Source organism: Aidingimonas halophila, assembly GCF_900106955.1.
Classification (GTDB): Bacteria; Pseudomonadota; Gammaproteobacteria; order Pseudomonadales; family Halomonadaceae; genus Aidingimonas; species Aidingimonas halophila.
This window is the reverse complement of sequence record NZ_FNNI01000006.1, coordinates 24,231-50,750: the sequence shown is the minus strand read 5'-3', so window position 1 is coordinate 50,750 and position 26,520 is coordinate 24,231. Positions and strand designations below refer to the sequence as shown.

General features: G+C 60.0%; 26 protein-coding genes. 20 read left to right on the top strand and 6 right to left on the bottom strand.

Going from position 1 to position 26,520, the window contains the following annotated elements:
• Positions 1–269: 269 nt before the first annotated feature.
• From BLW01_RS18750 to BLW01_RS12100, 11 genes are all read left to right on the top strand, one after another.
• Entirely contained in the window at positions 270–740 is a 471-nt protein-coding gene (locus BLW01_RS18750) for a hypothetical protein (RefSeq protein WP_229806508.1), read from the top strand.
• Complete coding sequence (locus tag BLW01_RS12145; RefSeq protein ID WP_229806509.1) at positions 737–1,846, top strand: GGDEF domain-containing protein; 1,110 nt, start codon at positions 737–739, stop codon at positions 1,844–1,846. Before BLW01_RS18750 ends, BLW01_RS12145 begins: the two co-directional genes overlap by 4 nt.
• Positions 1,847–2,041: 195 nt before the next feature.
• Positions 2,042–2,254 carry an addiction module protein gene (locus BLW01_RS12140; RefSeq protein WP_217635530.1) on the top strand — a complete coding sequence of 71 codons (213 nt, stop codon included), beginning with the start codon at positions 2,042–2,044 and terminating at the stop codon, positions 2,252–2,254.
• Positions 2,255–2,437: 183 nt separating this feature from the next.
• On the top strand, positions 2,438–2,743 hold the full coding sequence (locus BLW01_RS12135; protein WP_092570094.1) for a nucleotidyltransferase domain-containing protein: 306 nt from the start codon (positions 2,438–2,440) through the stop codon (positions 2,741–2,743).
• Entirely contained in the window at positions 2,740–3,225 is a 486-nt protein-coding gene (locus BLW01_RS12130; protein WP_217635529.1) for a hypothetical protein, read from the top strand. The genes BLW01_RS12135 and BLW01_RS12130 overlap by 4 nt, the downstream gene beginning before the upstream one ends.
• A gap of 251 nt (positions 3,226–3,476) precedes the next feature.
• Positions 3,477–4,247 (top strand): hypothetical protein, encoded by a 771-nt coding sequence (locus BLW01_RS12125; RefSeq protein WP_092570092.1) that lies wholly within the window; start codon positions 3,477–3,479, stop codon positions 4,245–4,247.
• A gap of 118 nt (positions 4,248–4,365) precedes the next feature.
• The gene (locus tag BLW01_RS12120; protein ID WP_092570090.1) at positions 4,366–5,082 is read left to right on the top strand and encodes a nitrilase-related carbon-nitrogen hydrolase; all 717 of its coding nucleotides are present in this window, start codon (positions 4,366–4,368) and stop codon (positions 5,080–5,082) included.
• An 84-nt stretch (positions 5,083–5,166) separates the two neighbouring features.
• Positions 5,167–5,466 (top strand): nucleotidyltransferase domain-containing protein, encoded by a 300-nt coding sequence (locus BLW01_RS12115; RefSeq protein WP_092570088.1) that lies wholly within the window; start codon positions 5,167–5,169, stop codon positions 5,464–5,466.
• Positions 5,463–5,948 (top strand): hypothetical protein, encoded by a 486-nt coding sequence (locus tag BLW01_RS12110; protein ID WP_092570086.1) that lies wholly within the window; start codon positions 5,463–5,465, stop codon positions 5,946–5,948. The genes BLW01_RS12115 and BLW01_RS12110 overlap by 4 nt, the downstream gene beginning before the upstream one ends.
• A gap of 281 nt (positions 5,949–6,229) precedes the next feature.
• Positions 6,230–7,798, top strand: coding sequence for a galactarate dehydratase (garD, locus tag BLW01_RS12105; protein ID WP_092570084.1), 1,569 nt, complete (start codon positions 6,230–6,232; stop codon positions 7,796–7,798).
• A gap of 34 nt (positions 7,799–7,832) precedes the next feature.
• Positions 7,833–8,582 carry an SDR family oxidoreductase gene (locus BLW01_RS12100; RefSeq protein WP_092570082.1) on the top strand — a complete coding sequence of 250 codons (750 nt, stop codon included), beginning with the start codon at positions 7,833–7,835 and terminating at the stop codon, positions 8,580–8,582.
• Positions 8,583–8,584: 2 nt separating this feature from the next.
• Here the strand turns inward: BLW01_RS12100 and BLW01_RS12095 are convergent, their stop codons facing one another.
• The 6 genes from BLW01_RS12095 to BLW01_RS12070 form a co-directional block, all read right to left on the bottom strand.
• Positions 8,585–10,012, bottom strand: coding sequence for an FAD-binding oxidoreductase (locus BLW01_RS12095; RefSeq protein ID WP_092570080.1), 1,428 nt, complete (start codon positions 10,010–10,012; stop codon positions 8,585–8,587).
• A gap of 40 nt (positions 10,013–10,052) precedes the next feature.
• Entirely contained in the window at positions 10,053–11,732 is a 1,680-nt protein-coding gene (locus tag BLW01_RS12090) for a thiamine pyrophosphate-binding protein (RefSeq protein WP_092570078.1), read from the bottom strand.
• Positions 11,733–11,820: 88 nt separating this feature from the next.
• Positions 11,821–13,713, bottom strand: a complete 1,893-nt coding sequence (locus tag BLW01_RS12085; RefSeq protein ID WP_092570076.1) for a TRAP transporter permease — start codon at positions 13,711–13,713, stop codon at positions 11,821–11,823.
• A gap of 93 nt (positions 13,714–13,806) precedes the next feature.
• The gene (locus tag BLW01_RS12080) at positions 13,807–14,757 is read right to left on the bottom strand and encodes a TAXI family TRAP transporter solute-binding subunit (RefSeq protein ID WP_092570074.1); all 951 of its coding nucleotides are present in this window, start codon (positions 14,755–14,757) and stop codon (positions 13,807–13,809) included.
• Positions 14,758–14,936: 179 nt separating this feature from the next.
• Entirely contained in the window at positions 14,937–15,899 is a 963-nt protein-coding gene (locus BLW01_RS12075) for a 2-hydroxyacid dehydrogenase (RefSeq protein ID WP_092570072.1), read from the bottom strand.
• A 12-nt stretch (positions 15,900–15,911) separates the two neighbouring features.
• The gene (locus BLW01_RS12070; protein ID WP_092570070.1) at positions 15,912–17,240 is read right to left on the bottom strand and encodes a nickel pincer cofactor-dependent isomerase, group 22; all 1,329 of its coding nucleotides are present in this window, start codon (positions 17,238–17,240) and stop codon (positions 15,912–15,914) included.
• A 127-nt stretch (positions 17,241–17,367) separates the two neighbouring features.
• On the opposite strand from BLW01_RS12070, the gene BLW01_RS12065 reads away from it, so the two are divergent.
• The 9 genes from BLW01_RS12065 to BLW01_RS12025 all read left to right on the top strand — a co-directional run bounded on the left by BLW01_RS12065 (position 17,368) and on the right by BLW01_RS12025 (position 26,211).
• Entirely contained in the window at positions 17,368–18,105 is a 738-nt protein-coding gene (locus BLW01_RS12065; RefSeq protein ID WP_092570068.1) for a FadR/GntR family transcriptional regulator, read from the top strand.
• 33 nt (positions 18,106–18,138) lie between these two features.
• A complete protein-coding gene (gene larC, locus BLW01_RS12060) occupies positions 18,139–19,335 on the top strand; it encodes a nickel pincer cofactor biosynthesis protein LarC (RefSeq protein WP_175529835.1) in 1,197 nt (398 codons plus the stop codon).
• The gene (larE, locus tag BLW01_RS12055) at positions 19,335–20,150 is read left to right on the top strand and encodes an ATP-dependent sacrificial sulfur transferase LarE (RefSeq protein WP_092570064.1); all 816 of its coding nucleotides are present in this window, start codon (positions 19,335–19,337) and stop codon (positions 20,148–20,150) included. The genes larC and larE overlap by 1 nt, the downstream gene beginning before the upstream one ends.
• Positions 20,143–20,805 carry a nickel pincer cofactor biosynthesis protein LarB gene (gene larB / locus BLW01_RS12050; protein WP_092570062.1) on the top strand — a complete coding sequence of 221 codons (663 nt, stop codon included), beginning with the start codon at positions 20,143–20,145 and terminating at the stop codon, positions 20,803–20,805. The genes larE and larB overlap by 8 nt, the downstream gene beginning before the upstream one ends.
• A gap of 31 nt (positions 20,806–20,836) precedes the next feature.
• Positions 20,837–21,619 (top strand): HpcH/HpaI aldolase family protein, encoded by a 783-nt coding sequence (locus tag BLW01_RS12045; RefSeq protein WP_092570060.1) that lies wholly within the window; start codon positions 20,837–20,839, stop codon positions 21,617–21,619.
• Between the two features lie 120 nt (positions 21,620–21,739).
• Positions 21,740–23,491: an L-arabinonate dehydratase gene (gene araD / locus BLW01_RS12040; RefSeq protein ID WP_092570058.1), complete on the top strand. Its 1,752-nt coding sequence runs from the start codon at positions 21,740–21,742 to the stop codon at positions 23,489–23,491.
• A 14-nt stretch (positions 23,492–23,505) separates the two neighbouring features.
• Positions 23,506–24,231, top strand: a complete 726-nt coding sequence (locus tag BLW01_RS12035; protein WP_092570056.1) for a ribonuclease activity regulator RraA — start codon at positions 23,506–23,508, stop codon at positions 24,229–24,231.
• A 61-nt stretch (positions 24,232–24,292) separates the two neighbouring features.
• Complete coding sequence (locus BLW01_RS12030) at positions 24,293–24,892, top strand: HupE/UreJ family protein (RefSeq protein WP_229806510.1); 600 nt, start codon at positions 24,293–24,295, stop codon at positions 24,890–24,892.
• 65 nt (positions 24,893–24,957) lie between these two features.
• On the top strand, positions 24,958–26,211 hold the full coding sequence (locus BLW01_RS12025; RefSeq protein WP_092570054.1) for an O-antigen ligase family protein: 1,254 nt from the start codon (positions 24,958–24,960) through the stop codon (positions 26,209–26,211).
• The last annotated feature ends 309 nt before the right edge of the window (positions 26,212–26,520 follow it).

Genomic DNA, 26,520 nt, shown 5'->3' with positions numbered 1-26,520 from the left:
CTCCTACCTGAGGTTGGCTTGCGGGTATTGTCGGAGCGGTTTTAACCGCGATGCAGGGCGATGGGCTCTGCTGAGGATGCACCGTCAATCGCGACTGCCGTGATGCTTTTTCATGACGCCTGTCATCTTTGATGACGGGCGTTTTTGTTACATTGGTGTGGTAATCTTGCATTGGTGCGTGAATAGGCACCTGTTGCCGTGTGATTCCGTGACGGCATTCGATAATAACGAGTTACCAAATACGCAGGGGCGGTGAGGGGAGTGCGGTCATGCCGATCTGGAGGTCCTTTCGCTGGTGTGGCGCCTTCTTGGCGCTGATATCCATTCATGTACACGCGGATCCGAGCCAGCTGGTGATTGGCCAGGACGGCGAGGAACGTGTCATTCCGATCGAGCGTCTACGCCAGCAGGCGGATGTCGAGTTCAGTTTTCATGACCCTTACCGCAGCCGCGAGGTCAGCATCCGAGGGTTGGCATTTGCCGAATGGGTGCGGGAGAACTTCGATCCCGTGCCGGAGCGGCTTCGCTTCGCGGCGTGGGATGATTACGAGGCGACGCTCGCGGATTGGGACGATCCGCAATGGGTGCTGGTGACGCATGAAGATGGCCGGCCGATCGGGCTGCAGGAAAAGGGCCCCTTGCGGCTGGTGGAGCGCGACTACGGCGAGCGTGATCCGGATAACCTGCGTAACTTCAATGACTGGATCTGGATGATCAAGCGCATCGAGGGGGTGCCGTGAATCTATCACGCTGGAAAGGCTCGGTGGGATGGTTCTGGCTGAGCCTGATGAGTTTCACCCTGCTCGTCATGCTGTTGATCTATGAAACGCGCTGGGTATCGCCGGAGATCGACCGGTACTTCAGTCAATCGAACAACCTGACCGGCCAGCAGTTGGCGACGCGCTCCCGCGAATTCCTGCATGAAGCCCTGGCGGCGTTTCAGGAGGGCGCGTCGGATGAAGGCACGGCGGCCATGAATCTCGAGATGGCGTACAGTTTCATGGACATCGGTGTCTATAGAGAGACGTATCCTTGCACTGATTCATCGCTGAACCAACTCGATCGGTTCATGCAACGCACGGCCGAGTCCCCACTGCCCTCGAGCGATGACGCGAGCAGAGCGCTGCTGCCCATCCTGCAGTGTTTGACGGCGATCGAGATGGGGCAGTTGAGTCGCCGCAGCCAGGCGGCTTCCGATTTTGCCGATGACACCCGTCGTCACCAGTTCTGGGTCATGGTGGGCAGTGTGCTGATCTATCTGCTCGGGCTGGTGTTCTGGCTGTTGCATGAACGCCAGCGGCGGGTGGCGGAACAGGCGACTCGGGAGAGCCTCGAGTGGATGAAGAAGGCGCTGCACGACCCATTGACCGGCGTGGGCAACCGCAGTGCGTTGCATGAGCGTGTCGAAACGCATCAGGGCGATTGGCTGGGCATGATTCTGGTCGATATCGATTACTTCAAGCAATACAACGACACCCTGGGCCATCCGGAAGGCGACCAGTTGCTGCGGCACCTGGCTTCGTTGATCGATGCGGCTTTGAAGGGGGAGGCGATTCTCTATCGCATGGGCGGTGACGAGTTCGCGGCACTCTTTCCCTGCGATTCTGAAACGGAATTGCGTAGTCGTTGCAGTGAGTTGTTGGCCCGGGTGCATAGCCAGGCGATACCTCATCCGGGGCACCTCGAGCGCGATATTGTCACCCTCAGCATTGGGGGGACGTATTTTCGGGCCGCCGGCGATACCTTCGCCGCGGCGTATGCAGCGGCGGACCAGGCGTTGTATGCCGTCAAGGCCAGAGGTCGCGATGGCTGGCAGGTCCAGTCTTGTATGGAAGCCGTTCAGTGAGCTGCACGTCCGCGAGATAACCCAATCGCGACTGAGGTCCCTCCCACAAAACCTGGCGAGATGGTGGTGGTGTAGGAGGGGCTGCAGCCGCGATGCAGTACATCACCCTTTGGGCGTTTCTTTCTTGAAGTAACGATTGCAATAGGGTGTTTGGTGGCAGCATTATTGAAGGTAAGCCGCTGTTGGAGGTAGGCCATGACCATGAGGTTGGGCGACATGAGTACGCGCGAGAAGCTTCGCGCTATGGAGGCGTTATGGGACGATCTGACCCGAGATGCGGAATCTGTCCCCGCGCCTGACTGGCATCAGGAGGCATTGGAGGAAAGGGCGTTACGTGCTGAGACTGGTAGCTCCACATTCAGTGAGTGGGAAACCGTAAAGCAGCGTCTGCGCGAGAATACGCGTTGAAAATCGAGATATTGGAAGAGGCTGAGCAGGATCTGCTGCCAGGATTGCGGTTTTATGATCGATTGGAACCGGGGCTTGGTCAGTACTTTATAGATGCCTTCTGGGTAACACCGCCGATCGCGACTGCGACGTTTCCGCTGTGCAGTGTGATACGCTGAGTGAAACGTACCTGAAGGTGGCGATATGAGGTTGACAGCCTATCAATGCCAGGTGATCCGAGAGACTGTCGCGGACTGTTTCGGTCATGGTGCCAAGGTCTATCTCTTCGGGTCTCGTGCGGATGATACCGCGCGTGGTGGCGACATTGATCTTCTGGTCGAGACGGAGATGACCGATATCAATGACATCGTCAGGGCCGAGATTCGCTGTCAGGTCAGGATTCAGCAGAAGCTTGGCGAACAGAAAGTGGACCTTCTTATCGATTACCCCGGACGAGGAGAACATCCGCCGATCTTCGCGGTCGCTGAACGGACTGGTATTCCCCTATGACGATGAATGTGTCGAATCAGAAATTGCAGGATGTCTGGCGAGAGTGTCAGCGGCATGTGCACCACCTTAGGCATGCCTTGCAGTCGCTTGAACCTGAGCTGCCTCTTTCCGGCGGGCGATTGGCTGAGCTTGACGATGAGGCCGTTCAAGACCTGGATCAGTTCGTGCTTCGCTTTGGCAAACTTCAGGATGCCATTGGAGGCAGGCTGTTACCCGCCGTACTTGGTTATCTTCAGGAACCTTATGAAGATCGCCCGATGCTCGATAAGCTCAACCGATTGGAAAAACTCGGTTATCTGCCCGACGTTGAACGGTGGCAGGAGTTGAGGGCAATCCGCAATCGTTTCGCGCATGATTATCCCGATGATCATGAAAAAAATGCTGCATTGCTCAATGTAGCCGTTGAATCGGTAACAGAGTTGGTGGAGTTATTGAAAAGGATCGAGCAGAAGCTTGATCTACCTCCGCTTGAAGAGGCCTGAACGGCTTCAACGCCTATCGTGACTGACGTCGCTCCTACAAGACCCGTGCCCCGGGATCGGGCGTTTGTGGGGATCGTAGTGGCGGTTTCAACCGCGATGCAGGGCGGTGAGCCCTGCTCATCATGTCTCATCGGGTCCCGCCATTGCCATACGGTCCGGCGATTACAATAAGTTAACTGAGCGTTCCCTGAAGCTGTGTGATGATTCGTTCGCTTTCGCAGGTCACTATAAAAGAACTGAAAGGGAACGACATGCTTCAAAAACTGGAAAATATTTATTTAGGGATACTCCGTGCGTTCGTCATCGTGGTGGCGGGCATTTTGCTGATATCGGCGGCGTTTTATGGCTTGGGCGCGCTGAAGGGGCTTCAATCTCCGCCGGAGCATGAAACGTTCGTCCCGCGAGTCGAGCATGAGGGGGAGGCACAGGATATCGTCGATTCCTATGCCGACGCGCCGGATGCTTCGCAATCGATGACCGAGTCCCAGGAAGCAGCGGGGCAGGTGGACGATGAGAGTGAAGACCCGAATCTGGCCCATTATGAGGAGGTGGCCGATCTCATCGATTCATTCGTTGTCGAGGTGACCGATGGCCAGTTGACGACGGATATCGGTTTTCTGATCGACAACATTCGCAACCGGGCGGAATACTACTCCTACCAGGCACGCATCGATGCCTACGCCGAAGGGTTGGTATCCTACCTTGACGAGATTTTGAATGATGAGGAAGTCAGAGACCGTGCGGATCGGACGAATGCGTTCGATATCGTCAACCGGGCGCTGGATTCCTATGACCAGACATTCGATCGGCAGATAGAGCAGGAAGAGCAACGCCGAAACCAGGAGCGGCATCAGCATATTCAGGACAAGGCCAATGCGACACAGAGCCTGTATATTGCCGGCGGGACGTTCGGTGCCTTCCTGTTCATCGTGTTCCTGTCCATTTTCATCAAGATCGAGCGTAACCTGAGAACCTTGAGTCAGTACGTCTCTTATCAGAACCAGGCGCGTCAGAACGACTAGCCCGTTGACTGAACCCGACGCTTTTTCCATGAGCGCCCGTCACCCCTCGGTGGCGGACGTTTGTGTTATGTTGGGCGAAAATGCGTCGTTGTTCGGCAGGGGGCGATAAGGAGACGAGATGACAGCGGCAACCCGTTTGGTACTTTGCCAGCCCCCGACGGGGCTGGCTGTCAGCGAGCGGCTTGGATGGATCGAAACGGCGCTGGCCGGTGCGACACGTACCGGCGAGACGATGGCGGTCTTCCCGGAGCTGTTTCTCAGCGGTTATACCACCAGTGTGGCCGATCCGGCTGCCGCCTATGCCTGCGATCGTGAGCAACTGGTGGCGGTTCAGCGGCTTTGCGAGCACTACCGGGCCTGGGTGGTCGTCGGGGCCGTGACCCGAGACGATGCCGGGTATCGCAACAGTGCCGTGTGTATCGATCCGTCAGGGAACAGGCTCGCCGTGCACCACAAATGTCGCCCGTTCGGCGACGCGGAAGAGCGTGCCTTCGTCCCTGGTGATGAACCGAGGTTGTTCGATACGCCGCTCGGACGAACCGGCATGGCGGTCTGCTTCGATATCGAAGACCCCGCGCTGATCGCGGACTACGCCGCGCAGGGCGCCGACACGATCCTGGTGCCGACGGCCAATATGCGCCCCTATACACTGGTGCCCGATGTGAAAGTGAGAGCCCGGGCACTGGATAACCAACTGCTGGTTGCCTATGCCAACCATACCGGTCAGGACGGGGACCTCGACTTCCCCGGCGACAGCCTGATCGTGGATGCGGAAGGCAACATCGCCGGGAAGCTTGGTCAGCGGCCCGGCGTGCTTGCCATCGCAATGGAATGACACTCACCCATCGCGGCTAGAGTCGCTCCTGTCGAGGTGTAGGTATGATAAGCTGATGTATAAATGCCTGCGGGATGTTTATTTATGCGGTTATCGGTGTATCAGCAGGAACATATAAAACGTCAGGCCAAAGAACTTTTTGGTGAGTCAGTGACGGTGACTGTCTTCGGTTCACGCATTGATGATCATGTGAAGGGCGGGGATCTCGACTTGCTGATTAGCACCTCGGAACATATAGAGCATCCGGCCTGGAAGGCTGCCAGACTATCTGCACGGCTATCCAGGATGATGGGAGGGCGCAATGTGGATGTCGTAGTACAGTCACCGACACTCAAGAGACTGCCTATCCATCAGGAGGCGCATGACACGGGAGTGACTCTGTGACGAATGGGGGCGATGGTCGAGCGCGATTGGCTTTCCTGTCGCGCATTGTCAGGAAGGAAGCCGATCATTTGGAGTTAACGACACAGCGACTTTTCTCGAATGTTGGTGTGCTGACTTCGCAAGACGTAACTGCATGGATTGAGGATGTCGATCTATCTGAACGCCTGGATGCGTTTGTCGCCCGTTTTGGCAGGTTACAAGATACTATTGGAGATAAGCTGATTCCCTCTTTCTTGAATTATCTTGGCGAGTCTGTCGGCCCTGCAGTTGATAATTTGGATAAGGCTGAACGATTTGGCTGGATAGATTCCGCAGACGATTGGTATAGCCTGCGCAAGCTTCGCAATCAGATGGTGCATGAATATATAGAAGATATGGTTATCCTGGCGGATGCTCTGGAAACTGGTCGCCAATTCGTTCCCGCGTTAAAAAATATGAGCTATCGCCTGGCGGATGAAGTGGACCAGCGTTTGTCGCGCTAATCATTATATAGTCTGTTTAGACACCGCCAATCGCGACTGACGTCGCTCCTACATAACCCCGTGCCAGTGAGATGGGGGTGTGGTGTTCGTGTGGGTGGTTTCAAGCGCGATTAAGGTGGTTCGAAGCACTGACTGGTTGGGATGCCATATTTATCAACTTGTATGATATGTTATAAGATGACTTGTTGTGATGAGGCATTGAACCGGCACCTGACGCTCCGCTTAGACATGACGGCAGGCCGGAATCCAATGCGTTGGCTGGCATGCACGAGGTGATAACCATGACCCAACCCGTGGACGACAAGAAGATCATCAAGGTCCATGACAGCGACAATGTCGCCATTGTCATCGGCCAGGGCGGGGTGACCGCCGGAACGCAATTGCAGAGCGGGCTGATTGCCGTGGCGGATATCCCGCAGGGGCACAAGGTCGCGCTGTCGGATATCCCGTCAGGCGCCGAGGTCATTCGCTACAGTGAGATCATCGGCATAGCGACCGAGGCGATTCCGTTGGGAGGCCATGTCAATGAGCGCAATATTGCCTTGCGTCAGCCGCCCGCGCTGCATGAGCTAGAGTTGGCGACCCGTGAGTATGGGCCGCCGGAGACGCTGGAAGGCTATACCTTCGAGGGCTATCGCAATGCGGATGGCAGTGTCGGGACGAAGAACGTGCTCGGCATCACGACGAGCGTGCAGTGTGTTGCGGGCACCGTCGAGCATGTCGTCAAGCGCATCAAGACGGAATTGCTGCCGAAGTATCCCAACGTCGATGACGTTGTCGGGCTGACGCATACCTATGGCTGCGGGGTGGCGATCAACGCGCCTGCCGCAATCATTCCCATCCGCACGCTCAAGAACATCACGCTCAATCCCAACTTCGGCGGGGAGGTGATGGTTATTGGCCTGGGGTGCGAAAAGCTCCAGCCGTCGACGCTGGTGTCCGAACAACCCGTCAAGATGTATGACTCGAGCGAGGAGGCGTCGGATACCGGCAATATCCTCAGCTTGCAGGACGAACGGTTTGTCGGCTTCGAGGAAATGGTGGCCGGTATCATGGCCATGGCCGAGCAGCATCTCGCCAAGCTGAATCAACGGCGGCGCGAACCTTGCCCCGTTTCGGAACTGGTGGTGGGGACGCAGTGCGGTGGCAGCGATGCCTTCTCCGGGGTCACGGCCAACCCGGCCGTCGGTTTCGCGGCGGATCTGATCGTGCGTGCCGGCGGAACGGTCATGTTTTCGGAGGTGACGGAAGTCCGCGATGCGATCCACTTGCTGGCGCCCCGGGTCGTCGACAAGGACGTGGGCGAGAAGCTGATTCAGGAAATGGCGTGGTATGACGATTACCTGGCTCAGGGCCAGGCGGATCGAAGCGCCAATCCCTCGCCGGGGAATAAGCTTGGTGGCTTGAGCAACGTCATCGAGAAGGCGCTGGGGTCCATCGCCAAGTCCGGTACCAGTCCCATCGTGGACGTGCTGGGACCGGGCGAACGAATCCGCAAGCGGGGACTGAACTTCGTCGCGACGCCGGCCAGCGACTTCATCTGCGGCACGTTGCAGTTGGCGGCGGGCATGAACATGCATGTGTTCACGACCGGGCGTGGTACGCCATATGGGTTGTCCATGGTGCCGGTGATCAAGGTCGGTACCAACACGACGTTAAGCCGCCGCTGGCATGATCTCATCGACCTGGATGCCGGCCGTATCGCGTCCGGCGAGGCGACGATCGAGACGATGGGGTGGGAACTGTTCCATCTGATTCTGGATATTGCCAGCGGGCGTGAACAGGCGGCGGTCGACCGGCTGGGAATACATAACGATCTGGCGCTGTTCAATCCGGCGCCGGTGACGTGATACCGCTATCCATGACAAGACACAGGAGTGGATCATGAGGGACAAGGTGGCAGTCGTGACCGGTGCGGGAAGCGGTATCGGCCGGGTGGCATCGCTGGCGCTGGTGGGAGACGGTTATCGTGTGGCGTTGCTCGGCAGACGACGTGATCGGCTCGAGGAGACGGCGAGTCTCGCCGGTGATGCTGATACCACGCTGGTCGTGGTGGCCGATGTCGGTGACGAGGCGTCGGTCGATGCGGCGTTCGATCGAGTCCTGGCTTCCTGGGGGCGGGTGGACCTGTTGTTCAACAATGCCGGACGCGGGGCACCACCGGCGACGCCGGATGAGTTACCGGTCGCCGTATGGCGGGAGGTCGTCGATACCAATCTGACCGGGAGCTTCCTGTGTGCCAGGGCCGCGTTTCGTGTCATGCGTGAGCAGTCACCGCGTGGGGGGCGGATCATCAACAACGGCTCGATTTCCGCCTATGTCCCCCGGCCGTTGAGCGTGGCTTATACGGCCACCAAGCACGCCATTACCGGGCTGACGCGGTCACTGTCGCTGGATGGCCGTGCCTATGATATCGCCTGCGGCCAGATCGACATCGGGAATGCCGATACCGAGATGACGGCCCGCATGGCCGAGGGCATTCTGCAGCCCAATGGCGATGTCGTGCCCGAGCCACGCATGAATGCCGAGGAGGTGGGACGGGCGATCGTGCACATGGCGAGTCTTCCGTTGGCGGCGAATGTGCAGTTCATGACGGTGATGGCTACCGGCATGCCCTACGTCGGGCGGGGATGAGCTCATAGCAGTTTGCCGGGATTGAACAGCCCTTGCGGGTCCAGCGCCGTCTTGATGCGCTCCATCATCGCCAGGGCAACGGGGTCCTGGTAGCGGCGCAATTCGGTCCGCTTGGAAATCCCGATACCGTGTTCAGCGGAAATCGAGCCGTTCATGTCGGCGACCAGGTCGTGCACGGCGCGGTTGAACCGGGGAGTCAGGTCGATAAAGGCGTCGGCATCCATGTCGCAGGGTTGACTGACGTTGTAGTGAAGGTTGCCGTCGCCGACATGGCCGAAGGCGCAAATGCGGCATTCGGGGAGAATCGACCGGCAGGCGGCGTCGGCTTTCTCGATGAAGTCCGCCAGGCGTGATACCGGCACGGAAATGTCGTGCTTGATCGAGGCGCCTTCGGCGATCTGGGCTTCCGCGACACTCTCCCGTAACCGCCATAACGCCTGTGATTGTGTGCTGCTCGTGGCGATGACGGCATCACGGATCACGTCGTTCTCGAAGGCGTCGGCCAGGGCCGATTCCAGTCGGGCATTCAGATCGAGATCGGCATCCGGTGTCGTCAGTTCGATCAGGGCATAGGATGCGTAATCCTGATCGAAGGGGGCACGAGTCCCCTGGACATGGGTGAGCACGGCGTCCATGGCAAAATGGGGCAGGAGTTCGAAGGCTGTCAGCGTGTCGCTGAGTTGGCTCCGCAACTGGTCGTATAGGGCCAGTATCTGGTGCGGAGAGTCACAGCCGACCAGCGCGGTGGCGGTTCCGCGGGGCAAGGGAAACAGCTTGAGTACGGCAGCCGTGATGATGCCCAGCGTGCCTTCGGAGCCGATGAAGAGTTGTTTCATATCGTAGCCGGTGTTGTTCTTGCGCAACGCGGTCAGGCCGTTCATGACTCGGCCGTCGGCGAGCACCACTTCCAATCCAAGTACCAGGTCGCGGGCATTGCCATAGCGCAACACATTGATGCCGCCGGCATTGGTCGCCAGGTTGCCGCCGATCTGGCAGGAGCCTTCCGCGGCCAGCGACAGCGGGAAAAGGCGGCCGGCGTCACGCGCGGCATCTTGCACGACCTGAAGGATACAGCCCGCCTCCACGGTGAGGGTGGCATTGGTGGGATCGATATCACGAATGCGATTCATACGGCCCAGTGCGACGACCACACTGTCGTGCGGCACACCGCCTCCCACCAGACCGGTGTTTCCTCCTTGGGGCACGATGTTGACGCCATGTTCGCGACACTGTTCGACGATGAAGGCGACGTCGTCGGTGCAGGCCGGCAAGACGACGGCCAATGCCCGTCCCGAATACAACCGGCGCTGTTCCTGAACATAGGGCACCATGTCGGATGTGTCGGTCACTACATGGTCGGTTCCGAGTCGATCGATCAGCGCACTGAGCAGGCCATCGGTCATCGGCTGTCGGTTCGGGGCGTCGGACATGTCGGGCTCCAGTAGGGCAGGCAATCGATGGGCGTGGATATCAGCCGCGCCCGGCGAGACGAAGTCGGGAAATGGTCGTCCGCGTCGAGATGCGTTCGGGATCGGTGCGTAACTCGATCACCGCCGGGCGACGTGCCTCGATGGCGCCTTGCAGTGCCGGCAGTAGTTCGTCGGTACGGTTGACCATGGCCGTGTAGGCCCCCATGCCCGCCGCCATCGAGAGGAAATCGGGGTTGACCAGGTCGGTGCCGACCACGCGTTCCGGATGCTCGCGCTCCTGATGCATGCGGATGGTGCCATAGGTGCCATTGTTGAAGAGCAACACGATCGGACGGCCGCCATGTTGTACGGCTGTCGCCAGTTCCTGGCCGCTCATCATGAAACCGCCATCGCCGACGAAGGCGAGAACCACTCGGTCCGGGGCGTGTAGTGAAGCGGATACGGCGGCCGGTACGGCGTAGCCCATGGCGCCGCATGTGGAGCCGAGCTGGCGCCCGGGACGGCCGTAACGCAGATAGCGCTGGGCCCAGCCGGTATGGTTGCCGGCGTCGAGCGTGATGACCGTATCGGACGGGAGTTGATCGCGTATGGCCATCAAGGCCTGACCGAGGTTGAGCGCGCCCTCTTCATCCGTGCTGCTGATATCGTCGAAGTACGCTTGCCGGGCCTGTCGACGCCATTCGCTCCAACGTCCGGCGAGTTGCTCCCAGCGGCAGTCTCTCAGAGCGCGCGCGACCCGTTCCGGGGTCGCCGCTATCCCGATCTCGGGGCTGTAGACGCGGCCGATTTCATCGCTGTCACCATGGATATGGATCAGCGTCTGGTGGGCAACGGGGGGTGTCAAGGTCGTGTATGTCTTGGTGGTCATTTCCCCGAGCCGTGCCCCAATCACGAGCAGTAGATCCGCCTCGGCGATGCGCTTGACCAATTGCGGCGAACTTGCGGTGCCGAAGTCGCCGATATAGACGTCAGAGCGGTTGTTCACGATGTCCTGACGGCGGAACGAGCATGCCACCGGCAGGTCGTGTGCTTCGGCGAAGGCCGTGATGTCACGGCAGGCCGTATCGTCCCAGCCACTACCGCCGACCAGCAGCAATGGACGACTTGCCGACGATAACGCCTCGCGGATGCGCGTCAGGTCGGCAGCGCCGATGTCGGCACGCGTGGGGCGATAGGGAGGGGCATCCACCGTATCGACGACATCGGTCAGCATGTCTTCAGGCAGTGCCAGCACGACCGGGCCCGGCCGCCCCGATGTCGCGACACGGAAGGCGCGCGCCATGTATTCGGGAATCCTTGCCGCATCATCGATCTGCGCGACCCACTTGGCGATACTGCCGAACATTTGCCGGTAGTCGATCTCCTGGAACGCTTCACGGTCCCGTGAGGGGCGATCCACCTGGCCGATCAACAGGATCATGGGCGTGGAATCCTGCTGGGCAATGTGCACCCCGATCGAGGCATGGCAGGCGCCGGGGCCGCGTGTCACCAGGCAGATGCCCGGCTTGTCGGTCAACTTGCCATAGGCTTCGGCCATGTTGGCGGCGCCGGCTTCGTGGCGGGCGTTGTAGAGATGGATGCGATCCCTGACATCATGCAGCGCATCCAGGACGTCGAGATAACTTTCTCCCGGGACGCAGAAGGCGAACTCGACGCCATGGATCAGCAGTTGATCGACGAGCACCTGCCCGCCGGAACGCGGACGGAGAGACTGAGACATGAATAAGGACTCCCAAAGAGCGATTCGAAACCTGCGGAACCGGCTCCGGGACGGCGTCTACGAGTCCGCCCCGGGGCCGGCGAGTGCGTCATTGCCGTGATGAACCGTAAACATCCTGGTCGTTCGATTCCGGCTGTGCCTGCCTGTTGAGCAGTATCGGCAGCATGCTGATCAGCAGCACCAGGCTACCGGCGAGGGTGACCCGCCAGTCGGGATAGATGAAGCTGATGGCAGTGACGAAGAGCAGGAACTGTTGCCAGCGGCGTAGTGGCGCGAACATGTACTGTTGTAATGCTGCGGCCAGCACGATCACGCCGATGGTGGCCTGCGTCAGCACCAGTACAATGCGCAGTGGATCACCCTGCAGCAGGATGGTCGGTTCATAGACGAACATGAATGGCACGATGAAGCCGGCGGCGCCCAGTTTGAGGGCCTCGATGCTCGACTCCCAGATCTTGGCCTTGGACAGGGTATTGGCCGCATAGACCGCCATGGCTACCGGCGGGGTGATGGCGGAGAGGATGGCAAAGTAGAAAACGAACAAGTGCGCCGCTTCCGCCTGCACGCCGAGTTTGGTCAGGGCCGGTACCAGCAGGGCGACCTGAACGATGTAGGCCGGCGTGGTCGGCATGCCCATGCCGAGGATGATGCCCGCCACCATGCTGAGCAGCAGGGCCAGGACCAGGATGTCCTGGGAGGCCGAGATGACGAAGTTCGAGAAGGTCAGCCCGATACCGGTGATATCGATCACGCCGACTACGATGCCGGCGCAGGCGCAGGCCGCGGCGATCGGCAGGACGTTTCTGGCGCCGTTTTCCAGTGCATCGATGATGTTGCGCACCGTCACGTAGTGTCGGGTGGTCTGGCGCAGCAGCGCAGTGGGTATCACCGAGGCGATGCCGCACATGGCGGAATAGGGCGCGGAATAACCGAGCACGAGCGCACCGATGATGACGAGCAGGGGAATGAACAAGTGCCCCCGTTCCTTGAGGACGCGTCCCAATGGCACCTGGTCCTCTTTTGGCACGCTGCCGACATTGTTGCGTTTGGCGGCGAAGTGAATGCCGAAGAACAGGGCGACATAGAACAGCAGCGCAGGCGTAATGGCATACATCGCCACTTTGAGATAGCCGGTCCCGAGATATTCGGCCATGACGAAGGCGGCCGCCCCCATGACCGGCGGCATGATCTGACCGCCCGTCGATGCCACCGCTTCCGTGGCACCGGCGAATGCCGGTCGGAATCCCATGCGCTTGATCAATGGGATGGTGAAGGTGCCGGTTGTCATGACATTGGCAACGGCCGACCCGGAGACGGAACCGAACATGCCGCTGGTGACGCAGGCGACCTTGGCGGGGCCACCGGCCTGTCGTCCTGTCAGGGCAACGGCAAAGTCCATGAATAACTGACCGATACCCATCCGCTCGACGAGGGCGCCGAAGATGATGAACAGCACCATGTACGTTGCCGAGACGGCGATCGGGATGCCGAAGATCCCTTCCGTGGTAATGGCCAACTGCTCGAGGATCACCGAGGGCAACGTATTGGTTGCCGTGAAGGCATAGATGAGAAAGCAGATGGCGGTTATCGGCAGTGCCGGACCGATCGCGCGTCTTGCGGCTTCCAGAACCAGCACCACCAGAGTGATGGAGGCGATGATGTCGCGTGTGGTCAGTGGATCGACATAGATGAACCGCGAAAAGATGTAATCGAGGTTCAGGGAGGGATACAGCGCCGCAAACAGTCCGATGACTGCCAGTATCATGTCATACCATGGGGGAATGGTGACCGATTCGCGTCGATAATTGCTGGTCAGGAAGATCAGGAACACGGCAAGCGCAACATGGATGCCGCGCAGTATATAGGGGCCCGGCGTTCCGGCCAGGGCGATGTAGATATGGTACAGCGACATACCGACCAGAATGACCTTGATCGATAGTCCGAATATCTGGGCGAAACGCGACGTTGAAGTGTGGCGCACGGAGAACTCCCGGTATCATTTCTGTTCTTCGCCGGTGACAGGACTGCCCTTGTCCGGCCTGGCAGACAAGGGCGGCCGTGGTCATGCTGGCGTTTACAGTGCGTCGTGCTCGCGATAGAACGCTTCCGCAGCGGGATGCAGCGGCACGCCGATGTCGGTGGCCATTTCTTCGGGTGTGAGATCCTTCATGGCCCGACTGATATCGCCGAGGGAGTCCGTGTTCTCGACCACGGCTTCCAGGAAGGCGGTGACGATCTCGTCGTCGAAGTCGCATTGGGCGATCATGTGGGTATCGTAGGTGATGGCGGGCACATCCTCGTCAACGCCTGGGTAGCTGTCTGCAGCCACCATGCGCTTCTGGAAGGCGGCATTCTGTTCCTTGAAGTGGTCGAAGGTTTCATCATCTATCGGAATGAAGCTGATATCGCGGCTATTGGCGAGGTCCATGACCGAACCGGCAGGCAATGCGGTACCGAGCGTGAAGATATCGGCGTGTCCGTCCTTCATCTCGACGACGGAATCCGAGTAGGACACGTGACTGACGCTGTCGAGATCGTCGTAGCTGAGCCCTTTCGTCTTCAGCAGTTCGCCGGTCAGCATTTCGCCGGTATGGCCATTCTGCTGTGTGGTCAGCCGCTTGCCTTCAAAGTCTTCCACGGAATTGACCTCGGCGTCGTCGAGGGCCATGACCTGGAAGTACTGCGGATAGAGCGTGCCGAGGTTACAGACGTTGTCGATGGGTTCCTTGAAAGGATCCTTGCCGTTGATGCCATCGACGGTGGAGATGGAGTTGGCGAACGCCACCGGGAAGCGCCCATTGGCCACACCCTGAACGTTGGCGAGACCGGAACCGGGTGTCACCGTGATGGAGACATCATCGACCTTGTCTTCAACGGCCGCTTTCAGCGCGCCGCCGATCGGGTACCACGATCCGCCTTGTGAGCCGGTCGACAGGGTGAAATCTTGCGCTTGTGCCATGGAGACTGCAGACACACTCAGGGCAGCTATTGTTGTCAGAGAAGCGTGCTTACCCAGTTTGAACATGACGTGACTCCTCACTTCTTGTCTTGATTCGATGCTGCACGGTTGTTGTTCTGCTCGACCAGTGCAGGTGTGAGCCTTATTCGTGAAGGCAATTTTAAAGTATTGCTTATCATATGTTCTGTCAACTGGTTATAATACAAGTTGGATAACTATTTAATATTGAAGGGTTTTATGGGTCATTATTCCGGCGTTGCCAGATGCGTCGGCTTGGAGCCCGCAAAATGTTGCTGTAGATGCTCCACACTCTGAATCGCCATCGCATTACGTGTCTCGACGGTGGCGCTCGCCCGATGAGCCGACAGCACGACGTTATCCAGGGTCAGCAGGGCGTCGTTGATGTGGGGCTCGTTGGCGAACACATCCAGCCCGGCGCCCAGTAGTTCACCACGTTCGAGTCGGGTTATCAGTGCATCCTCATCGATCAGGACACCGCGTCCCACATTGACGATGACGCCTTCCGAGCCGAGCGCGGCCAGCACGCTGTCGTCGACTAGCGCTTGCATGTCGGGAGAACTGGCGGCAGCCACCATCAGGACATCGCACCAGTCGGCCAGCCGTTGCAGGTCCGGCTCGTAGGCATAGGGCACATCCGTGCGACGTGACCGGTTGGTGTAGGTGATTTCCATGCCGAAGGCTTCCGCCCGGGCCGCGATGGCCTGGCCGATGCGGCCAAGCCCGAGGATGCCGAGACGCTTGCCCGTCAGACTGCGGGTCAGGGGTGGTTGTTTGCCTTCCGCCCAATGCCCCGCCATGACGAAGTTGTGCCCTTGAGGCAGGCGCCGAAGCGTCGACATCATGAGCCCGAAGCCCATGTCGGCGACATCCGCGGTCAGCACGTCCGGGGTATAGGCGATGCGCAGGCCCTGGTGCTTGGCGTGATCGATATCGACGCGATCCAGACCGACGCCATGCAGCGAGATGATTTCCAGCTTGTGAAAACGATCCACTTGTTGCGGTGTCAGCCCGATGTTTGCGCCTGTCAGAACGCCTCTGGCGGTTTCCGCATGATACTGCATGTCGCGGTCGGGATCCGGGCTATCCCACAGGTGGATGACGTCGAAGTGTGTCTCGAGCCGCTCGATGCCGACGTCGGCGATGCGTTGCAACAGAAGGACTTCAGGTTTGGGGGCAGGCGTTGTCATCGATCGTTCTCCTCAGTAGGTTTCGAACTGTTGTTGCCAGAGTGAGGTCAGCAGCCGGCCCTGGTCATCGAATTGAAGTTCCTGAGGCGGTCCTATCGGTTCCGCCATGCCGTCGGGAATATCGTCCAGCAGGGCGGGAGACACCATGATCCGGTCCAGATGGAGGGTGGTCGAGATCATGCAGAACCGAGCATCTTCATCGTTGAGCGACCACGACGTGGTAACGGCAGCCGCGATCACGTCCCGTTCGGTCGGCAGCACGATGGGGATGCGTGACTTATCCACCAGGGTGGCCGTCAGCGCATTCATGTAGGTGGCCTTGAAGTCGACGGCTTCGGCGGCCGCTCGGGTCGTGAAATCGGCCATGCCGATACCGACGGCGTTTCCCGCAGTCTCCTTGGTCAGGTTCAGCAACCCCAGTTTATGGATGAACGGCGTTGCGGGGTTGTCGATGCCGCGAATGTCGGTACGCCCCGTGACGGCAAAGTCCATTCCCGTGCCGCTGATTTCCTTGCCGCTGCGCTCGACGATCAGTACATCGGCCTGAGTGATGGGCAGACGCGGCAGGTAGGACTTGGCTTCCTTGAGCAGGCGTTCGTCGGTCGCCATGATCTGGTCGGGGTCTGCACCGTCGAGATGCACGATCTCCTTGTTGGCATTCTCGACCAGGCCGATGCCCAGGGTGATGGGGGCGTTGGCCAGGGCAATGCGGGCCAGATTGGGGAGTACCTCGGACAGGCCGCGCGGCCCCAGCTTGTGAACGCGACGCGCCCCTTCCGCCTTGCCCAGCCCGACGGCGATCATCTTGGTCAGACCGCTTTCGATGGGGCGGTCGAACGTCGTGTGGGATTTGATACGGTTGACGATGATGATGCCGTCCGCGTCGGCGGCATGGCGATCGAACTTGCATTCGATGCCTTCCGCCGTCTTGCCGTATTCGACGACGTCCATCGTGGCGTGCACGGGAGCGCCCACGCTGGCTTCGGTGATGCCCAGCTTGGCCAGCACCGCTTCCTGACCTTCGGCCGTGCCGCCGCCATGGCTGCCCATGGCCGGTACGATGAACGGCGCATGGCCCTGGGTTTTGAGCTCTGAAACGACGGCCGTGACGATCCTCACGATCGACGCGATGCCCCGGCTCCCGACACCGATAGCGACACGGCTGCCGGGGGCGAGCCGGGCGACCTGGCGGCTTTCTCGCACGACCTGCCGGGTACGTCGGTCGATATCGGACACCGGCGTGCCGAGTCGGTGATTGAGGCGAACGGGGATGACGTTGGGCAGTCTGACATCGGCCAGATGGGGGAACTCGACGTCGGGAAAGCTGGCATGCTGGCCCATCTCGGTCTCCTTGTTGTGGTGTTGGCAGAGACGCCGTTCATTGCGGCGTCTCACACGCTTGCTGTTGGGCGTGTATCTTGTATGATAAGAATATAAATCGCATTTTGTAAGTCATGAGTGAGAGAGAATGAAAGAGCCGTCCGCATTCCGTGCCGTGCGCAAGACCGTCAGCTTGAGCGATCAAGTGACGGATGAACTTCGCAGCATGGTGACATCCGGTGATCTCGAGGTGGGGGAGCTACTGCCCTCGGAGAGCACGCTGGCCAAGAACCTGGGCGTCAGCCGCACCGTGGTCCGTGAAGCGGTGTCTCGCTTGAAGGTGGATGGTTTGTTGAGCAGCCAGCAGGGGCGAGGCGTTTTCGTGGTATCGACACGTCCGGATCGCGGGTTCTCCATGCGTGGCCATGATGCGCAGAGCATCGAGCATGTCCTGCGCATGGTGGAGTTGCGCATGGGGTTCGAGGTCGAGGCGGCCGCCTTTGCCGCCCAGCGGCGTACCCGCCACGACCTGACGATGATGCGCGATGCCCAGAGTTCGTTTCAGGAAGCGGTGGCGTCGGGCGATATTCAGGCCGGCGTCGATGCGGACATGGCATTCCACCGGGCCGTTTGCACCGCCACCGACAACGAGTTGTATCTCGAGTTTTTCAACTATCTGAGCAGTTATCTCAAGGAGACGATCCTGGTTTCCCGGCGCAAGGCAGCGACCCGTGTCGATGGCGGGCAGGCGCCCATCGCCGAGCACCAGACCCTGATCGATGCCATCGCCGATCAGGACGTCGATGCCGCCCGGACGGCAGCGAGATACCACATCGAGTGCAACATGCACCGCCTGAAGACGTACTACGGCGTCATGAAAACGTAGCGTGCCTACGCGATAACGAGAATGGAGCTCGCCATGCAGCGAAAGCGCTTGATTCGGATCGATCCACTCGGTGGCGTTGCCGGTGACATGATGGTCGCCGCGCTGCTGGATGCGTTTCCGGAGCATGAGTCGGCACTGGCGGATGCATTGGCTTGCCTGCCATTGCCGCCCCCGGTGAGCTGGCGAATCGAGCAAGGTACGTTTTCAGGGTTTCAAGGCAAGCGTTTCCACGTTGCAGCCGCAAGCGACCATGAGGCCCATAGCCACCATCATTATGGTGATCTCGTCGAACTCATCGGCCATTGCGGCCTGCCGCCAGGTGTCGCGAGCCGGGCGCTGGATATCTATGCACTGCTGGCCGATGCCGAGGCGACCGTTCACGGAGTGACCCGTCGGCAGGTGGCGTTCCATGAGGTCGGTGCCTGGGACTCGGTGATCGATGTCGTGGCGGTTGCCGCGCTGCTCGAGGCCATCGGGGATACGGAGTGGTTGTGCGGTTCGCTGCCGATGGGGAGTGGTCGGGTGCATACCGATCACGGCTGGGTCTCGGTACCGGCACCCGCGACGTCTGAGTTGCTGGCCGGAATGCCGGTACACGATGACGGAGTGGCCGGGGAGCGTATTACTCCCACGGGGGCATCGATACTCCGTCATCTCGATTGTCATTTCGATACCCGTTGTGCCGGCCGGTTGCTCGGGTCCGGTACGGGGTTCGGCAGCCGTGAACTGCAGGGTCGGGCCAATGCCTTGCGACTGCTGGTGCTCGAGGGAACTGAGCAAGCCTCAGGCTTTAGTCATGATCGGGTCGTCCAGGCGGTGTTCGATGTCGATGATCAAACGCCTGAAGACATCGCGATTGCCGTCGACCTGTTGCGTGACATGCCCGGGGTGCTGGACCTCTCTCAGGATACCCGTGCGTCGAAGAAGGGTCGCCTCGGTTTCCGGATCGAATTGCTGGCGCAGCCGGAGCACGTCGATGACATTCTGGCGGCGTGTTTTCGCCAGACCACGACTCTGGGCATTCGCTACCATGACGTCGAGCGCGCACTGCTGACCAGGGAGCATGGCGAAGCGGCTACCCGTCACGGCTCGGTTCGCGTCAAGACGGCGTTCCGTCCGTCCGGTGATACCCGCAAGGCCGAGGCGGATGATATCGCTCGGCTCCGGCAATCCCAGCGACAGCGACAGCAGGCAAGAGTCGAAGCCGAACACGTTCGGGAGGATGAGTAATGGCCATTTCCGCCGAACTGCATGCCGCGTTACAGACGCCGGAAATGCTGGTCATTGCCGTCAGTGGCGGAGTGGATAGTTTGACCCTGGCAGCGGCCGCCCATCGGGTCCGGGGCCGGGAGAACGTGACGCTCTGCCATGCGCTGTCGCCGGCCGTGCCGGGGGATGCCTCAGCCCGGGTCCGGCGGCTTGCCGGCCAATGGCAGTTGCGGCTCGAGGTCATCGATGCGGGGGAGTTCGACGATCCCGACTATCTCCGCAATCCCGTCAATCGATGTTATTACTGCAAGACTCACCTGTACCACACGATGTCGCGACTGCAGGCGCATTTCCAGGGGACGTCCCTGACGATAGCGTCCGGAACGAATACCGACGACCTGGGCGATTATCGTCCCGGCCTCATCGCCGCCAGTGAACACGGTGTCGTCCATCCGTTCGTGGAAGCGGGCATGGACAAAGCCGCGGTTCGCGCGCTGGCGCACTCGTTGGGTCTGACCGATATCTCGCGTCTACCCGCCGCGCCCTGTCTGTCGAGCCGTATCGAGACGGGGCTTCCGGTCGAGGCCGATACGCTGCTGATGGTGGATGCGATCGAAAAATCGGTGCGTGACCGGCTGGGCAACATCACGGTTCGCTGTCGGGTGCGTCATTCGGAATACTGCATCGAACTGGACGACGCATCATTTACGTCTCTGACCCCGGCCTCGCATCGACAATTGCTGTCTCAGGCCAGACGCATCATGGCGGATCATGGGCGTGAAGCGCCTGTCACCCTGGCTGCCTATCAACAAGGGAGTGCCTTTCTGCATGGCTGATGAACAGATTGTCCGTTTCGATCGCAAGCGTGCCTCTCGTATCGGGTTGGAGGAGGCCGTCTTTGCGCAATCCAAGACGCCGGATCGCATTGCCGCGATCGTCGATGAGGCCGTCGCGGAGGAGCGCCGCTTGCTCATTACCCGCATCAGCCAGCAGTGCTGGGAGGCCCAGCCTGCGCACATTCAGCAGATTCTCGATTATGACTCGCTGTCCAGCACGGCCGTGTTGGGTGACATGCCGTCCCCTCGGGATGCGCCGGCCATCGCCATCGTGACGGCCGGTACGGCGGATGCGCGAGTCGCTGCCGAAGCGCGGCGCACGCTCGAATATAACGGCTATGCCGTCGATGTGGTCAGCGACGTGGGCGTGGCCGGCCTGTGGCGGCTGCTCGACCATGTCGAGCGGCTGGAGGCCGTCCCCATCAAACTGGTATTCGCCGGCATGGACGCGGCCTTGCCCAGTGTCGTCGCCGGCCTGGTATCGGGAAGCATCATCGCGGTACCGACCTCGGTGGGCTACGGCGTCGCTGACGGCGGTCGAGCGGCCCTGGATTCGGCGTTGTCCAGCTGTGCTCCGGGCGTGACCGTGGTGAATATCGATAACGGATACGGTGCCGCCTGTGCCGCCATCCGGATTCTAGGAAGCCAGTCGTGATCATCGACAATAACAAACCCAAGGAGACGCTATGCCTGCCACGTTGCCACAGAACCGCTTCAAGTCGTTGTTGAACGAACAGGCGCAGATCGGTATATGGAGCACCTTGTGTTCCAACATCGTGATCGACGCCCTGAGCGATTCCGGATTCGATTGGGTGCTGTTGGACACCGAGCATTCACCGAATGAACTCCCCAATGTCGTGACACAACTGCAGGCGTTGGCGGGAACCCAGACCGCAGCTGTCGTACGCCCGGCCTGGAACGATCCGGTTCTCATCAAGCGCTTTCTCGACATCGGGGCGCAGACCTTGCTGATTCCCTTCGTGCAGACGGCGGAAGAGGCCGAACGCGCGGTCGCGGCGGTTCGCTATCCTAATCAGGGCATCCGAGGCGTGGCGGCCGCCCATCGTGCCAACCGCTATGGCCGCGTGCCCGACTATGTCCACCGGGCCAATGACGAGCTATGTCTGATCGTGCAGGTCGAGACATCGAGGGCGATCGACAATATTCCCGCCATCGCCGCGGTGGAAGGGGTCGATGCCATTTTCATCGGTCCTTCCGATCTCGCCGCCGATATGGGACATATCGGCGAAGCCGGACACGCCGAGGTGCAACGAGAGATCGCAAGGGGGTTGGCGCTTTGCCGGGAACACCGTATGCCCGCCGGCATTCTCGCGCCCGTGCAGGAGCAGGCGGAACACTGGCTCGATGCCGGCTTTGCGTTCATTGCAGTGGCCTCGGACATGGGCCTGCTGACACGCCAGGCCGATGCCAGGGCGGATCATTTCAGAGCGTTGGTCGAGAACCGCTAAGCCGTTCGTTACCGCGTAGATCGTCTATCGAGAGAGCGGCATCAATGTCAGTTTATTCATCATATGAATGATAAGCAGACGACTTGAGTGCCGCGTATCCTAGCCGTTTCAGGACACGTCATGACAAACAACAACAGCAAATACAGTAAACATCCCGAGACCTTGCGTAGTGCCCGCTGGTATGCGCCCGACGACCTGCGTTCCTTCGGTCATCGCTCGCGGGCCATGCAGATGGGCCGGGAACCGAGTGATTGGGAAGCCCGGCCTCAGATCGCCATCATCAATACCTGGTCCGACATCAATCCGTGCCATGCGCACTTCAAGCATCGAGTCGATGATATTCGACGCGGCATCAGCGAAGCGGGCGGTTTCCCAATCGAGTTGCCGGCGTTGTCGTTGGCCGAGAACTTCGTGAAACCGACCACCATGCTGTATCGCAACATGCTGGCCATGGAAGTCGAGGAGCTACTGCGCTCGCACCCCGTGGACGGCGTGGTGTTGATGGGCGGCTGCGACAAGACCACGCCGGGCCTGGTATTGGGCGCGGTCAGTGCCGGGCTCCCCGCGATTTTCGTGCCGGCGGGCCCGATGCTGCGTGGCAACTGGCAGGGAAACGTTCTGGGAAGCGGTTCGGATGCCTGGAAATACTGGGACGAGCGTCGTGCGGGGAATATCGATCGCGATGAATGGATTGCCATAGAAGGGGGTATCGCACGGTCATACGGCCACTGCATGACGATGGGAACGGCCAGCACGATGACCGCCATTGCCGAAGCCATGGGCCTGACGTTACCGGCGGCGAGCTCGATCCCGGCGGCTGATGCCAACCATATACGCATGTGCGCGGCCTCGGGGCGCCGGATCGTGGACATGGTCTGGGAGGATCTGACGCCTGGGCGAATCATCACGCCGGCGGCGGTCAATAATGCCGTCACTGTTGCCATGGCGACGGGGTGTTCGACGAATGCGGTCATCCACTTGATTGCCATGGCCCGGCGGGCGGGCATCGATATGTCACTGGAGGATTTCGATCAGGCCAGTCGTGATATTCCCGTCATCGCCAATGTGCGACCGAGCGGCGAGCACTTCCTCATGGAGGACTTTTACTACGCAGGTGGATTGCGCGCGTTGATGACCCGTCTGACCGATTTCCTGGCGCTCGATACCGTGACGGTGACCGGCGAGACCCTGGGCGAGACGCTGCAGGGCGCGGAAGTCTACAACGACGAGGTGATTCGGCCACTGTCGAATCCGGTCTACCGGGAAGGCTCATTGGCGGTGTTGCGCGGCAATCTGGCTCCCGATGGGTGCGTAATCAAGCCCGCCGCTTGCGACCCCAGGTTCCATGATCATACGGGGCCGGCCCTGGTGTTCGATAGTTACCCCGAAATGAAGGCGGCCATCGACGACGACGATCTGGAGGTCACGGCCGACCATGTGATGGTGCTTCGCAATGTAGGGCCCCTGGGAGGGCCGGGGATGCCGGAGTGGGGGATGCTGCCGATACCGACCAAGCTCGTCAAGCAGGGCGTGCGCGACATGCTGCGCCTTTCCGATGCCCGCATGAGTGGTACCAGTTATGGCGCCTGCATGCTGCATGCCGCCCCCGAAGCGGCCGCCGGCGGACCGTTGGCGCTGTTGAGGACTGGCGACATGGTCCACATCAATATAGCCCAGCGGCGTCTCTCCATGGATGTCTCGGACGACGAACTGGCACGCCGCCGTGCTGAATGGACGCCCCCCAGGCCGGCCTTTGCGCGAGGCTATGGCTGGATGTTTGCGCAACACATCAAACAGGCGAACGAAGGTTGTGACTTCGACTTTCTGGAGACCGATTTCGGTCCTGCCGTGGGCGAGCCCGATATTTATTGAGGAGCACGAACGTCATGTCAGAAACGACCCTTACGACACAGACACGCGAAAAGCTGATGGGCGTCAGTACGGCCACCTTGAGTACGGCACTGTTCAAGCGCGGGTTGCGCAATCAGTTCATCCAGGAGGTAAGCCCGCTCGACCCCGAGAAGTCCAATATGGTGGGAGAAGCGTTCACGCTTCGTTATATCCCCGCCCGGGAAGACCTCAATCCCATCACGGTCTTCCAGGATCCCGACCATCCGCAACGCGCCGCCGTCGAGCAGTGTCCTGCCGGCGCGGTGATGGTCATCGACAGTCGGCGCGACCCTCGCGCGGCGTCGGCGGGTTCCATCCTCATTTCAAGGATGATGGTGCGGGGAGTGTCCGGGGTCGTGACGGACGGCGGTTTTCGTGACTCACCCGAGATCGCTGGACTGGACATACCGGCGTATCACCAGCGTCCGTCCGCGCCGACCAATCTGACGCTCCATCAGGCGATCGACATCAATGTGCCGATCGGTTGCGGCGATGTCCCCGTGTTTCCCGGCGATGTCATTGTCGGCGACGGTGAGGGGGTGATCGTCATACCGGCACATCTCGCCGATGAAATCGCCGATGAAGCGGTGGAAATGACGGCGTTCGAAGATTTCGTCACGGAAGAAGTCCTGGCGGGGCGCTCCATCATCGGCCTTTATCCACCGACGAAACAGCAGAGCAAGGATGATTTTGCCGCTTGGCGAAAGCGTCGCGGACGATGAGTTTCCTTGTTGTGTCGAGGAGACTGAACGTTGGTATCGATTGATGACGAGGAGAATGGTTATGGCACGGCGCATGAAGGGGAGAGTGGGTGTATGGCCGGTAGTGGGAAGCGTGTTGCTGTTGGCATCGGGGGGCGCCATTGCCCATCCGGGACACGAGGTGGTCGCCGGCGGGTTCTGGTCGGGATTGGCCCACCCGCTGCTTGGACTCGATCACATGGTGGCAATGATGGCGATCGGCGTCTGGAGCCTTAACCAACGTCCGGCGTGCCGTTCGGTGATCCCCTGGTTGGCGGCTTTCGGTATGCTGCTTGGTGCCGTCGTGGCGTGGGGAGGCTTACTCTTGCCGGGGATCGAATTCGGTATCGTCATGTCGGTCCTGCTGATGGGGATGCTGGTCACCACGCTCTTCAAGGCGCCGACAGTGCTGGGCGCCCCTATGGTCGTGCTTTTCCTGTTTTTCCATGGGCAGGCCCATGGCGCGGAAATGCCGGCGGGGATGGCGCCTCTGATGTATCTTGCCGGCTTTATTGTCGCTACGCTATTTATCACTTACATGGCTCGGTGGGTGGGTCAGCGGTTGATGTCACGCGATAAACGCCTCGTACAGCTGCTTGGTATTCTCATCACGACCGGCGGTGCGTTCCTGACACTCAGCTAAGATGAAAAATGGAATCGCGACTGAAGTCGCACTTACATCCGATGTGACGGAGGTTGGGCCTATCCATGCAGCGCGCACCGGGATGGCAGCGGGTTAACGGCTGGGGCGTGGTGGCGTTCGCGGCGCTGTTGGTAACTGTACCTCTGGTACTCGAAGGCGTGCTGCTGCTGATGCTTCCCTTGATGGGCCTTGGGGTGCTGCTATCGGTTGGGGCGCTGTGCCGGCAGCCTGGTGATGGGGCGATCGTCGCGGCGTTGCTGGCCTATGGCTGTTGGTGGCTGGTCGATGCCTGGCGTAGTGGTGCCGAGCTGTGGCCCTGGTCGATGGCGTTCTGGCCGTTATGGGGGGTCGTTGTACTGTTGTGGCTACGCCGGTTCAGCCCGCCGTTTCACTACTGGTACTACGGGATCGTGACGGGCGCGCTGGGAGCCGGTGTGGTGGCGGTGGTCGAGCGGTTGCTCGGAGCGGAGCGTGCCGGTGGGCATATCAATGCGATTCCGTTCGGTAACCTGTCGCTGCTGCTGGCGGCGATGTCCTTGGTGCTGGCGTTGATGATCCTCGAGAGCGGCCGACACCGTGCATCGCGGCGTGGCCTGGTGGCTGCGCTGCTGGCGGCGGGGTTCGCGCTTGTGGCGATGGTACTATCTGGCACGCGAGGCGCCTGGATCGTCGTGCCGTTGATGGGGGCCACGATTGGCATCGCTTACCATCGCAGCCTTTTCCGGTTGATCAACCCTTGGGTGGCGGTCGGATGCATGGTGGTGTGTGGCGCTGCGCTATTGATCCTGCCCGTAGGGGTGACGCTGCGGTTGATGGAGATGGCCCAGGAGGTTGGTGCTTACCATCGTACCGGCGAGGCGGATACGTCATACGGAGCTCGTGTCGAGATGTGGCGGGCGGCCTGGCTGCTGTTCCAGTCTGCGCCCTGGTTGGGATGGGGCGAAACGGAGTTGATCACCAAGCGCGACATGTTGATCGCTGACGATGCGGTATCGCCGGCGATTCATTACTACGATCAGTTGCACAGCGATATCCTCGATACGTTGGCGCGGCGGGGCATCGTCGGCGGTCTCGGCCTTGCCATGTTGTATGGTGTCCCGGCATGGCTTTTCCTCCAGTATCGGCGGCATGCATGCCCTGCAGTCAAGGCGTTGGTGGTATCCGGCATACTTCTGGTGATGGCCTTTCTGATTTTTGGCATGAGCCAATCCATGCTGCGCGATTCCAGAGGTCTCATTGCCTACCTCGGGTTTTTGGCAATCTTGTGGGCACTGTTGCAACGACAGTTGTCATTGTTACATAAAGACACGAATCGTTAGCCTCGCTTTTCCTGCCGCCTTTCTCTTTCCTCGTGCTTGGTAAAGGCACCCGATAATTCTTGTTTTATTTTTTAAATTCATCATTTTATTGATGAGTTGAGCTCTCCTTATTCTCTTTTCCTGAAAAAGCATGAGAAAAACCCACCGTGCAGAAACTCCAACCATATGTAATCTTATGTAGTGCAGGGGTTCATCTTGTTACAAAGTGTACAGTGCTGCTGACTGCATCGATTTCGGTGCGGAATAGGGCGTTGTTACGGCTTGAGAGAAGGCCGGGATAACTCTGGGGCGGTAGCGTGGTTGACGCAC